This window comes from Lactobacillus sp. S2-2, from assembly GCF_021698855.1.
GTDB lineage: Bacteria > Bacillota > Bacilli > Lactobacillales > Lactobacillaceae > Fructilactobacillus.
This window is the reverse complement of sequence record NZ_WWFA01000001.1, coordinates 219,670-232,974: the sequence shown is the minus strand read 5'-3', so window position 1 is coordinate 232,974 and position 13,305 is coordinate 219,670. Positions and strand designations below refer to the sequence as shown.

Annotated in this window: 10 protein-coding genes; 3 read left to right on the top strand and 7 right to left on the bottom strand. The window is 29.2% G+C overall.

Annotated elements, in window-relative coordinates; all coding sequences use genetic code 11:
- Positions 1-45 precede the first annotated feature (45 nt).
- From gntK to GSH19_RS01265, 3 genes are all read left to right on the top strand, one after another.
- Positions 46-1,587, top strand: coding sequence for a gluconokinase (gntK, locus tag GSH19_RS01275; RefSeq protein WP_237026098.1), 1,542 nt, complete (start codon positions 46-48; stop codon positions 1,585-1,587).
- A gap of 111 nt (positions 1,588-1,698) precedes the next feature.
- Entirely contained in the window at positions 1,699-3,021 is a 1,323-nt protein-coding gene (locus GSH19_RS01270) for an APC family permease (RefSeq protein ID WP_237026097.1), read from the top strand.
- A gap of 63 nt (positions 3,022-3,084) precedes the next feature.
- The gene (locus tag GSH19_RS01265; RefSeq protein ID WP_237026096.1) at positions 3,085-4,419 is read left to right on the top strand and encodes an APC family permease; all 1,335 of its coding nucleotides are present in this window, start codon (positions 3,085-3,087) and stop codon (positions 4,417-4,419) included.
- Positions 4,420-4,467: 48 nt separating this feature from the next.
- Here GSH19_RS01265 and rlmD read toward each other — a convergent pair whose 3' ends face one another.
- Genes rlmD through ligA form a run of 7 tightly spaced genes read right to left on the bottom strand, consistent with a single transcriptional unit; the run spans position 4,468 to position 13,286 of the window.
- Complete coding sequence (rlmD, locus tag GSH19_RS01260; RefSeq protein WP_237026095.1) at positions 4,468-5,832, bottom strand: 23S rRNA (uracil(1939)-C(5))-methyltransferase RlmD; 1,365 nt, start codon at positions 5,830-5,832, stop codon at positions 4,468-4,470.
- Positions 5,833-5,879: 47 nt separating this feature from the next.
- Positions 5,880-6,887 carry a diacylglycerol kinase gene (locus GSH19_RS01255; protein WP_237026094.1) on the bottom strand — a complete coding sequence of 336 codons (1,008 nt, stop codon included), beginning with the start codon at positions 6,885-6,887 and terminating at the stop codon, positions 5,880-5,882.
- A 14-nt stretch (positions 6,888-6,901) separates the two neighbouring features.
- Positions 6,902-8,323: an Asp-tRNA(Asn)/Glu-tRNA(Gln) amidotransferase subunit GatB gene (gatB, locus tag GSH19_RS01250; protein WP_237026093.1), complete on the bottom strand. Its 1,422-nt coding sequence runs from the start codon at positions 8,321-8,323 to the stop codon at positions 6,902-6,904.
- A gap of 3 nt (positions 8,324-8,326) precedes the next feature.
- The gene (gene gatA / locus GSH19_RS01245) at positions 8,327-9,787 is read right to left on the bottom strand and encodes an Asp-tRNA(Asn)/Glu-tRNA(Gln) amidotransferase subunit GatA (RefSeq protein ID WP_237026092.1); all 1,461 of its coding nucleotides are present in this window, start codon (positions 9,785-9,787) and stop codon (positions 8,327-8,329) included.
- Positions 9,787-10,089, bottom strand: coding sequence for an Asp-tRNA(Asn)/Glu-tRNA(Gln) amidotransferase subunit GatC (gatC, locus tag GSH19_RS01240; RefSeq protein WP_255700220.1), 303 nt, complete (start codon positions 10,087-10,089; stop codon positions 9,787-9,789). The genes gatA and gatC overlap by 1 nt, the downstream gene beginning before the upstream one ends.
- Positions 10,090-10,107: 18 nt before the next feature.
- Positions 10,108-11,256 (bottom strand): CamS family sex pheromone protein, encoded by a 1,149-nt coding sequence (locus GSH19_RS01235; RefSeq protein ID WP_237026090.1) that lies wholly within the window; start codon positions 11,254-11,256, stop codon positions 10,108-10,110.
- 2 nt (positions 11,257-11,258) lie between these two features.
- Positions 11,259-13,286 carry an NAD-dependent DNA ligase LigA gene (gene ligA / locus GSH19_RS01230; RefSeq protein WP_255700219.1) on the bottom strand — a complete coding sequence of 676 codons (2,028 nt, stop codon included), beginning with the start codon at positions 13,284-13,286 and terminating at the stop codon, positions 11,259-11,261.
- Positions 13,287-13,305 lie beyond the last annotated feature (19 nt).

Sequence of the window (13,305 nt, the reverse complement as noted above, 5' to 3'; positions counted from 1 at the left end):
GTTATAATTAATTTATTAAATATAAATATGAAAGGAATTCTTTAAATGGCTTATATTATTGGAGTAGATATTGGTACTACAAGTGTAAAAACTATTTTATATGACAACAATGGAAAAATTATCGAAAGTGCAAATCTTGGTTATCCACTATATCAAGATACTCCAGACATGGCCGAAGAAGACCCAGATGATATATTTTCTGCAGTAACTAATGGAATTAATACAGTAATGCGAAAATCAAAAATTGCAGCTAATTCTTTAAAAGGAGTTTCATTTTCATGCGCAATGCATAGTTTGATTTTATTAGATAAAAATAAAAAAGCGTTAACCAGAGCAATTACTTGGGCAGATAATCGTTCAGCTAAATATGCAGAACAATTAAAACAGAGTGATTTAGGTCTTAAATTATATAAAAATACCGGAACACCTATTCATGCTATGACCCCTCTAAGTAAAATAATATGGTTAAAAAATGAAAAGTCAGAACTTTATAAAGAAACTAAATACTTTATTGGTATTAAAGAATATATTATTAATAAACTTTTTGGTGTTTTAAAAGTTGACTATTCAATCGCAAATGCAACTGGTCTTTTTAATATTTTTAACTTAGATTGGGATAAAGATGCTTTAGCTTTAACTGGATTAAAAAAAGAAAATTTACCAGAATTAGTTGATACAACTTACAAATTAAAGGGATTAAAAAAAGAATACGCAAAGGTTATTGGAATAAATCCAAAAACACCTTTTATTATTGGAGCTTCAGACGGTCCTCTTGCTAATTTAGGTGTTAATGCGATTGAACCAGGAGTTCTTGCTATTACTATTGGAACTTCAGGTGCCGTTAGAATGGTATCAAAAAAGCCTAGAATTGATCCTAAGGGACGTGTATTTTGTTATTATCTTGCAAAAGATATGTGGGTTATTGGTGGTCCTGTAAATAATGGTGGAATTATTTTTAAGTGGATTCGAGATCAACTATGCTTACCAGAAAAAGTTACTGCTGAACAAATGCATATAAATCCATATTCTTTATTAACAACAATTGCATCAAAAGTACCTGCTGGATCTGATGGATTATTATTCCATCCATTTCTAGGTGGTGAAAGAGCTCCAATTTGGGACTCTAATGCAAGAGGTTCATACTTTGGTCTTAATCAAATGCATACTAGAGCTCATATGATTAGAGCAGCTTTAGAAGGAATTGTTTTTAATCTTTACACTGTATCACTTGCTCTAGAAGAAGTTTTAGGTACACCAATCAAAATTCAAGCAACTGGTGGTTTTGTTAATTCAAATCTTACAAGACAAATGCTTTCTGATATTTTTGAACAAAATGTAACCATTCCGGATAGTGTTGAAGGTACTGCTTTAGGTGCTGCAACTTTAGGTATGTACAGCCTAGGAATGATTAATGAATTATCAGATGTCAAAAATTTTGTTCATTCTAATAATACTTATACTCCAATAAAAGAAAACGTTGATGTTTATCGTGAGTTATCCTCAATCTATATTAGATTGAGTAGACAATTAATGACAGAATATGATCAAATAGCTGCATTTCAAAGAAAACATTCAAGAATAAGATAAATCCAAAAAGATTGATTAATAATTAGTCTTTTTTTTAATGACTTTAAAAATTACAGGTGTTATAATCTTTAAGTCTAAAAAATCAAATTCATTTAAAAAGGAGATGTAACGTTGCCAGAAAAACAATTAAAGCAAAATATCGGAATTACTGCTGCTTTATCTACAGTAATGGGAACTGTAATTGGAGGAGGAGTATTCTTTAAAACTGCAAGTGTAGTTTCTTATACTCATTCTACTTCTTTAACACTAATTGCATGGATTTTAGGTGGTTTATTAACCATTTGTGGAGGACTAACTGTTTCTGAATTAGCTGCTGCAATTCCTAAAACTGGTGGAACAGTTCAATATCTTAGATACACATATGGCCCATTAACCGGATTTTTATTAGGTTGGGCTGAAATGATTGTTTACTTTCCTGCCAATATGGCTGCTTTATCAATCGTATTTGCCACTCAAATCACTAATTTATTTCACTTATCAGTAACAATGATTATTCCTATTGCAATTATATGTGCCCTTAGTATTACTGCGATTAATCTAATGGGCTCAAAATTTGCTGGATCTGTTCAATCTATAACTTTAATTTTTAAATTAATTCCAATTTTTATTATCGTTATTGCTGGATTAATTATTCCAGGAGATGTCCATGTTTCATTTATTCCTGAAGTTTCTGGACCAAACTCTAATCTAATCACAGCTTTTTCTGGAGGGTTACTTTCCACTATGTTTGCTTATGATGGTTGGATTAATATTGGTAGTATTGCTGGTGAAATGAAAAATCCAAAAAAAGATTTACCTAAAGCAATCATTCTAGGTTTATCATTTATTATGATTATTTATACATTAATTAATTTTGTGTTCTTAAAAAACTTACCATTAAATCAAATTGCTGGAAATGAAAATACTGCTTTCCAAGTAGCTTCAATTCTTTTTGGTGGTCTTGGTGGTAAATTAGTTACAATTGGTATTTTAATCTCTGTTTATGGAGCAATTAATGGATATACACTAACTGGAATTAGAATTCCATATTCACTTGCAAAAGATGATACTTTACCGTTCAGTAAATATTTCGCTAAAATTTCTAAAAAAACTTCAGCTCCATATATATCAGGTATTTTTATTTTTGCAGTCGCATTAATCATGATTTTCATGGGAGATTTTGATATTTTAACTGATATGTTAGTTTTTGTTATGTGGATTTTTAATATGCTATTATTTATCGCATTATTCATATTACGTAAAAGAGAACCTGAATTAAAAAGACCTTATCTAGTACCATGGTATCCAGTTATTCCGATAATTGCTTTACTAGGTGGTGCTTTCATTCTAATTACCACATTATTTACTCAAACTGGATTAGCATTTACTGGAATCGTTGCAACATTAGTAGGTATTCCTGTATACTACTTCCATAAGCATATGATTAAGAAATAATTAAAAGCATCCATAATATGGATGCTTTTAGTTTACATATTTAAATAGATTGGAGTTTTTTTAATGCCTGAAATTTCATTAAAGAAAAATATTGGTATCGTAGCTTCACTATCAACTGTTATGGGAACTGTTATTGGTGGAGGAGTATTTTTTAAAACTTCTAGTGTTGTTAATGCAACACATTCAGTCAGTTTAACTTTACTAGCATGGATAGTCGCTGGTATCTTAACTATTTGTGGAGGCTTAACTGTATCTGAATTAGGAGCAGCAATACCCAAAACTGGTGGTAGTGTGGAATATTTAAGACATACCTATGGTCCATTAACAGGATTTTTGCTTGGTTGGGCTCAAATGTTAATTTATTTTCCTGCTAATATTGCAGCTTTAGCAATTATTTTTGCGACTCAAGTTATAAATCTACTTCATTTAGATGGATCCTTATTAATTCCAATTGCCATAATTTGTGCAGCGGTTGCAGCTATTACTAATATGTTTGGTTCAAAAGCCGGTGGAATTGTCCAATCTATAACCTTCATTTTTAAACTAGTTCCTATTTTTATTATTGTAATTGTTGGACTAATAATGCCAAGTGACGTTAAAGTATCTTTCTTTCCATTAGCTACATCTTCTCCAGAAACTAATATTCTAACCGCCTTCTCTGGTGGATTATTAGCAACTATGTTTGCATATGAGGGATGGCTTAATATCGGAAGTATTGCTGGTGAAATGAAAAATCCGCAAAAGGACTTACCTAAAGCTATTATTTTTGGATTATCATTTGTTATGATTATTTATGTACTAGTTAATTGGATTTTCTTAAAAAATATGCCAATTGAACAAATAGCTGGAAATGATAATACTGCTTTTCAAGTTGCAACCAAGTTATTTGGTAACTTAGGCGGTAAATTAATCACCATTGGTATTTTAATTTCAGTTTATGGAACTATCAATGGTTATAGTTTAACTGGACCTAGAATTCCATATACTTTAGGTGTTTATGATACATTACCTTTTAGTAAATACTTTAAAAAATTAAGTAAAAAAAATTCTGCACCTTATGTAGGTAGTCTATTTATTCTACTCATTTCAATTTTAATGATTTACTTTGGTGGATTTGATTTATTAACTGATATGTTAGTTTTCGTTATTTGGATGTTCAATTGTCTTTTATTTATAGCTCTGTTCATTCTTAGAAAAAGAGAACCACAATTAAAAAGGCCTTATAAAGTTCCTGGGTATCCTATAATTCCAATTATTGCTCTGGTTGGTGGACTATTCATTTTAGTAACAACTATCATTAATCAATTTCAATTAGCTTTATTTGGACTTATATTAACTTTTATCGGTATTCCAATTTATTATTTTCATCAATTTATGATAAAAAAACAAAACAAATAAAAAAAGCACTGAGATTATTGAAACATGATCTTAGTGCTTTTTTACTTTTTATTTTTCAAAAATTGTTATAGATTCCACATGAGTTGTTTGTGGAAATTGATCAACTGGTTGAACTGGTTCATTTATTGAGTATCCTTGTTCATTTAAGATTATAGCATCTCTAACCAATGTAGAAGGATTACATGACACATAAATGATTTTTTTTGGATTCATTTCTACCATAGAGCTAATAAATTGCTGATCTAATCCTTTTCTAGGAGGATCAACAACTACTACATCAGGTTTTAATCCATCTTCTTTCCATTTTTCCATTTGTTCTTCTGCTTTTCCAACAACAAAATGTGCATTATTAATATTATTTAATTTTGCATTTAATTTTGCATCATTAATTGCATCTTCAACAACTTCTACTCCATATATTTCTTTTACGTCTTTTGCTAATGTTAGTGTAATTGTTCCAATTCCAGAATAAGCATCAATAACAATATCATCTTTACTTAAATTAGCCTTTTGTTTAACCAATTCATAAATTTTTTCTGTTTGTACAGGATTAATTTGATAAAAAGACATTGGTGAAATTTTATATTGATTATCTAATAAATTATCAGTTATATATTTTGAACCAAATAAAATTTCATTTTTTGAACCTAATAACTTATTGCCTTTAGTATAATTAACATTCTTAATAATACTTTTAATTTCAGGAAATTCAATTTTAATGTCATTAACAATTTCATCTTGATAAGGTAATTTATTAGAATTAACTACTAAAACAATCATTAATTCTCTAGAATAGTGACCAACTCTAACCATAATATTTCTCATAATTCCTTTATGAGAGATTTCATCATATGGCATGATTTGATATTTTCGTAAAATATCACGGACTTTTAAAATTGCATCATCAATAACTGGTTCTTGAATATAAAAATCTTCAATTGGTATTAAATCATGACTATGTCTACGATAAAATCCTGTTTCTAATTGACCTTTAATATTTCTAACTGGTATCTGTGCTTTATTACGATATTGATATGGTTTATCCATTCCAATTGTAGGTAAAACATCAACTTTTAAATCTGTTTTATCAAACAAATCAATTACTTGTTTACTTTTATACTCCAGTTGCTTTGGATAAGACAAATGTGATAATGGTGCAATTCCAGTATTAATATATCTCTTATCAATGTTATTAATTCTATCTGGACTACTTTGAAGAATTTTCTCAAGTTTACCAAAAGCAAAATTCTTTTTTACCTTAATAACTTTAATTTCAACTTTTTCATTTGGCAAAGCATTTTCAATAAAAATTGGAAAGTGCTCAACTTTTGCAACCCCTAATCCTTCATAGGTTAAATCAGTTACATTTACTTCAATTACTTCATTCTTTTGTACGGGAACTGTATTTGTCATATTATCTTCCTTTATAAACTAAAAAAATTTTGCCTTAATAGCAAAACTTATTTTTCAGGTAATTCATTAACTTTCTCAGCTAATTCTTCTTTAACTTTTTCGATTTCTTTATTTTTACCATTATTTATTTTTTTCTTATCATTATCCAAATTAGAAAAAATTCCTAGATGCTGTTTCAAATTAATAAAAGTCATCGGTGCATCTCCACCGTATTCACCATCTATATTTATTTGTAATGGTTTTCCTTCTGAACTAACTTCTAATTTATTAGTTTTTTTATAAATAATTCTTGGATCATTTACATGTTTTCCACCATTTAAAACTTTAGTTATTAATTGTAATATTTCAACTAAATTACCAGTTTTCACAATAATCATAGTAAATTTTCCATCATCTAATTCTGCATCAGGAACAATTTGTTCAAATCCTGCGATTGAATTAGTCATCGCTACAAAAAACATTGAAGCTTTTCCATCATATTGATCATTATCATATTTTAGGTGCATTTTAACCGGTCTTAATTGAGGTAAAAGTTCAGCTCCTTTAACCAAATATGCCAAATAACCAAAAATTGTTTTTAAGTCCGATGGCACATCATAAGTTAATTTAGTCATTGAACCACCAGCTGCAATGTTCATAAAATATTTAACAGAATTTTCATTGATTGTTTTACCAATATCCATTTTTAAAACATTTTTTTTCAAAACAACTTTTGCTGACTCAACTAAATCATCTCTTGGTATTTTTAAAGCTCTTGCGAAATCATTAGTTGTACCAGCTGGTAAAATAGCTAGCTCTGGCCTTTTATCTAAAGGAGCAATTCCATTAATAATTTCATTAATAGTACCATCTCCACCAGCTGCAACTACTAAATCAAATCCATCTTCTGATACCCTTCTAGCCTCATTTAAAGCAGAATTATGCTCTGGAGTTGTTGCAAAAATGCTAGTTTCATAACCAGCTTTTTCATAAACACTGATTATATCGACCAATTTTTGCTTCAAAATTTCACGGCCAGCAGTTGGATTATATATAATTCGTGCTCGTTTTGTCATTTGACAATCCACCTTTATTTATTTAGTGACTCCATTAATAACTTATTAACTACTTTAGGATCAGCTTTACCTTTAGTCTGTTTCATAATTTGTCCAACTAAAAAACCAACTGCACGATCTTTACCATTTTTAAAGTCCTCAATTGATTGAGGGTTTGCATTTAAAATATCATCAATAATTGGTTGTAATTTTGCAGGATCTGATAATTGAACTAATCCATTATCTTCAACATATTGTTTAGGATCTTGACCTTCTGTAATTGCTTTAAAAACTTTTTTAGCCATTTTACTTGAAATTGTACCGTCAGTAATTAAATTAACCATTGTAGCTAATGCATCTGGAGTGATTTTTGTATTTTCAAGTTTAATCTGATTATCATTTAAATATGCATTTACATCACCTTGTAAATAATTGGCCGATAATTTTGCATCTGCGTTATTTTTAATCATTGTATCAAAGAAATCAGACATTTCCTTAGTTTGTGTAATAACCATTGCATCATAATCAGTTATTCCTAAATCATTAACATAGCGATTTCTTCGATTAGCAGGCATTTCAGGCATTTCTTGATTAAGTTTTTCTAACCATTCATCGCTAATTGATAAACTTGGTAAATCAGGTTCAGGGAAATAACGGTAATCATCTTTACCTTCTTTTACACGCATTAATTCAGTTGTACCATTAATTTCGTTAAATCGACGAGTTTCCGGTTGAATTTTACCACCAGATAATAATACTTTTTCTTGTCTTTTTTCTTCATATGCTAAACTTTTTCTTACATAATTAAATGAATTTAAATTCTTTAACTCAACTTTTTGACCGAATGTTTTTGAACCAATTGGATGAATTGAAATATTAACATCAACACGCATTGATCCTTCTTCCATTCTAACATCAGAAATACCTGTAAATTGAATTCTTTCTCTTAATGCTTCTAAATATGCATATGCTTCTTCAGGTGATGCAATATCTGGTTTTGATACAATTTCTAATAGAGGAGTTCCTTGACGGTTTAAATCAACATAAGAAAATTTGTTTCCGTGGGTATTTTTACCAGCATCTTCTTCAACATGCATTTCTTCAATCCCAATTTTCTTTTTTTGTCCTTCAACTTCAATTTCAATCCAACCATTTTTAGCAGTTGGAGTTGCTGATTGAGTAACTTGATAACCTTTAGGATTATCTGGATAAAAATAATTTTTACGATCAAAATGTGGATGTCTTTCAACATCCGCATGTAATGATAAAGCAGCAATTAATCCATTTTCAATCACTTTTTTATTAACTGTGGGTAAAGTACCTGGGTATCCCCAATCAATTACATTTGTATTTGAATTAGGATCATCACCAAATTCTGCAGGTGATGGACTAAAAATTTTGGATTTAGTTTTTAACTCTACATGGACTTCAAGTCCAATTGTTGTCTCAAAATTCATTTTTTAATGTCCTCCTAATTCTGGTGTTTTTTTGTGAAAATTTGTATTTTGTTCAAATGCATAACCAGCACGATAAATAGTTGATTCATCAAATGGCTTACCAATTAATTGCATTCCAATTGGTAAGTTATCATTATCAAATCCAACTGGAATCGACATTCCCGGTAATCCAGCCATATTTACAGGAATAGTTAATGTATCGTTCATATACATAGTAACTGGATCAGAAATTTCTTCACCAATTTTAAATGCAGTTGTTGGTGTTGTTGGAGCAATAATCAAATCATAACTTTTAAATACATTTTGAAAATCATTAATAATCATAGTTCTAATTTTTGCAGCTTGATTAAAGTACGCATCAAAATATCCTGCAGATAATGAATAAGTTCCAAACATAATTCTACGTTTTATTTCAGATCCAAATCCCTCTGAACGACTTTTAACATAGATATCTTCTAAATTATTAGCATTTTCTGTACGATATCCATAACGAATTCCATCAAATCTTTCTAAGTTAGATGAAGCTTCAGAGGAAGCTAAAATATAATACGCTGTTACTCCATATTTAGAATTTGGTAATGAAACTTCTTCAACAGTAGCACCTAGTTCACGATATTTATCAGCTGCCTTTAATACAGCATCTTTAACATCTTTAGAAACCCCATCAGTCATATATTCTTTAGGAATTCCAATTTTTAATCCTTTAACACCTTGATTGATTCCAGCTGTGTAATTAGGTACTTCTTTTGATGAACTAGTAGAATCTTTATCATCTAATCCAGAGATTGCATTTAACATAACTGCATTATCATAAACTGATCTAGTTAATGGACCTATTTGATCAAAACTAGATGCAAAAGCAATTAGTCCCCATCTAGAAACTCGTCCATATGTTGGTTTCATTCCGACAATCCCATTAAATGCAGCTGGTTGTCTAATTGATCCACCAGTATCAGAACCTAAAGAAGCTAAAACTTCTCCAGAAGCTACAGCTGCAGCAGATCCACCAGAAGAACCACCTGGAACTCGATCTAAATTCCATGGATTATGTGTTTTTTTGAAATAAGATGTTTCGGTAGAACCACCCATTGCAAATTCATCCATATTTGTTTTACCAACTACGACACTATTTAAATTTTTCAACTTGTTAATTACAGTTGCATCATAAACAGATTGAAAATTTTCTAGCATTTTAGATGCAGCAGTAGTTTTTAAATCTGTCCCAACGATATTATCTTTAATCGCTATTGGAATTCCAGATAATATGTTATTTGAATCAATTCCTTGTTGATCAATTTTTTTAGCCTGATCAATTGCAACTTCACTTAAAGCAAGAAAAGCATTAATATCTTGGTCTTGCTTTTTTATATTATCCAAAGTTTGACGAGTTAATTCCTCAGCTGTAATTTCTTTATCAACTAGTTGTTGATGTATACTTGTTAAATCTTTATCAAAATAATTCATTATTCATCACTCCCATCCATAATTGCAGGAACACGAATTAATCCATCTACAGATTCTGGCGCATTATTTAATAATGCATCCTTTTGATTCCAATTATCAGCAACATCTTCTCTTGTAATATCTATTTGATCACTAACTGTGAAGGTTGGTTCAATTCCATTAGTATTAACTTCAGATAGTTCATCAAATAATCCAAGCATTGAATTTAATTGATCATTAAATTTAGGTAATTCTTCATCACTTAATGCTAATTTAGATAAATTCGCAACGTGTTGTGTTTCTTCTTTTGTTACTTTATTCATAATTAAATCTCCATTCTATTAAAAGCTATCAAAAATATGGAATGTAAAGGAACGATCATTACTTCCTCTAGATAAGAAGCTTTGAACTCCTTGAGCAGAACTAACCGTAATATCAATTGGAGCATTTGCAGGTAAATATTTTTGAGCTGCAGTTTGTAAATACTGAGTAAATGAGGTTACTTCAGTTTGACTATAAAATTGAGTATTAACATTTACATGCATCCCTGTTAAAGCTCCATCATTATATTGTGCTTGAGCTGTTATTCCACTTAAATTTGGAAAATAATTTTGTACTTGTGATTTAAATTCATTAAATGATGATGCATCATTTGAATTTGGACTTTTTTCACCATCAGCAATTGGGAAAACATATTTTTTTTGATTTACTTTATTCCAGCTACTAATCTTATTAGCTCCATTTTTATTAACTGAATAAGCATAAAAATTACCACCAATTAGGCTATCATCTGGAGCTTGTTTATATAAAGCAAAAACAATTGGAATATTCTTTAATTTATTATTTTTTCTTAATCTATTTAATATCTTTTGTGCTGCTAACTTACCTTGATATTTAATTTGATCATTAGTTAATTTCTTTTCATATGTTGCACCATACTGTTCCTTTTGATAATAATAAATTGAATTAACACCAATTCCAATTGTCATACCACCTAAAGAAAGGTTTTTACCAACAGGAACTAAATAATCTTGTTCATTAATTTGTTGAATATATTCTGGGACTAATTTCCCCTTAACCTTTTTCGGATTTAATCCTGAAGGATTCTTTTTAGAATATCTTCCTAACCAATTTTGTGTTCTTTCACTTGAAATATATTGTCCTTCTTGGAATACATATTTATCAGTTGAAAAAACTTTTTTTGAAATATCTAACATTCCTTTATCAAAACTCTTTAAATTAAAATTATTTGAATTTTGCTGAGTTGATACTCCTCTAGATTTACTTACCTGATATTTACCATTTTTTAAAACTGTTTTATAATACTTGCTACTATTTTGTCCAGTTATTTCAGTTTTTTGATTACCATTGCCACTAGTATTTTTTGTTGTAGTTGTTTTATCAACTGATCCACAAGCAACTAATACAAAAGTCAACATTAGTATCGAAATGGATAATTTTAATTTTTTCAATTTAACTCCCCCATTCATCTTTAATATTTATTCATTTCATTAATAAATTGATTCTCATTCCAAATTGTAACTGATAATTCTTTTGCTTTAGCTAACTTACTACCTGCATCCTTACCAACTATCAATAAATCTGTTTTCTTTGAAACTGTAGAAGTTACATTCGCACCATGCTTAATTAACCAATCACTAATTTCACTTCTCTTCATATCAATTAATTTCCCAGTTATTACAACTGTCTTTTGATTAAAATAATTATCAACTATATTATCATTATTTTCACTAAGATATTTTAAGTTCACATCATTACTTCTTAATTCGTTAATTAATTCTTTTGATGTTTCTTTATTAAAATAAGTAAAAACAGATTCAGCAATAGTATGTCCAATAGAATCAATCTCTTCAATTTCTTGACTATTTGTATTAATTATATTTTCAATATTATTAAAATGTTCAGCGATTAACCTAGCAGCTTTTGTTCCGACATTTCTAATTCCTAATCCAAAAATTAATCTTTCTAATGAATTATTTTTACTATCATTAATTGAACCTAATAAATTATTAGCTGATTTCTCACCAAATTTTTCTAATTCAATTAAATCTTCAAATTTTAATGTATATAAAGAAGCTACATCGTTAACTAATTTTTTTTCAAATAATTGATTAATAATTTTTGGACCTAATCCATCAATATTCATTGCATTTCTAGAAGCAAAATGATTAATCTGCTCATATAACTGAGCTGGACATTTAGGATTTATACATCTTAAAGCTACCTCATCTTGTAAGTGTACCAAATCAGAACCACATGATGGACATTCACTAGGAATTATATACTTTTTACTATCATTTGGTCGCTTACTTGGATCAAATGATTCAATTTCTGGAATTATATCTCCAGCCTTATAAAGTTTTACTGTATCATTAATCCTAATATCTTTCTTTTTAATATAATCAAAATTATGTAATGAAGCCCTCGAAACAGTAGATCCCGCTAACTGCACTGGATTCATTACAGCTGTTGGAGTAACAACTCCTGTTCTACCAACTGTCCATTCAATATCTTTGATAAGTGTATACACTTCTTCTGGAGGAAATTTATAAGCAATTGCCCACTTTGGTACCTTTATAGTATTACCAATAAGTGATTGTAAATTTAATTGATTTTCCTTAATTACAATTCCATCTATTTCATATGGTAAATCATTTCTTTTGTCTTGATATTGATTAATATATTGATCAATATCTGTTTGTTTATCTGCAACTTTAAATTCTTGATTAACATTAAATCCAAGTTCTGTTAATTCTTTCAACAATCCTGATTGTGTATCTGCCTCAATATCATTATAATTTGAAACATTATACATAAATGTACTTAAATTTCTCTTTTTAGTAACACTTGGATCTAACTGTCTTAAACTTCCAGCAGCAGCATTTCTTGGATTGGCAAATGGAGCTTGCCCCTCAGCTTGTCTTTGCTCATTTAACGCTAGAAAAGAAGATTTTGGCATATAACATTCACCACGAACTTCAATGTCAATTGCCTTATTTAAAGTTTTAGGAATCGATTTAATCGTCTTTAAATTATTAGTAATATCCTCACCAATTTGACCATTTCCTCTAGTAGATCCCTGAATTAATTTACCATTTTTATAAATTAGTGAAATTGCTAATCCATCTATTTTCAATTCACAATTATACTGCTCAGACAGAGGCTGACTTTTTTTTAACCGATCTAAAAATAATTTTAATTCTTCAACAGAAAAAACATCACCTAAAGAAAGCATCGGTATATCATGAACAACCTTATTAAAATCATTATTAACTTTTCCACCAACTTTTTGACTTGGTGAATTATCAATTATTAGTTCTGGAAATTTGTTTTCGATTTTTAAAAGTTGATCATAATATTTATCATAGGTCGCATCTTCGACACTAGGATTATCATTTTCATAATATTCTTGTGACCAGGCATTTAATTTGGGAATTAACATATCTATTTCTTTTTTTGCTTCATTTTTATCAAGTTGATCGATTGAAATAAAATCCATTATATTAATTCTCCTCAAA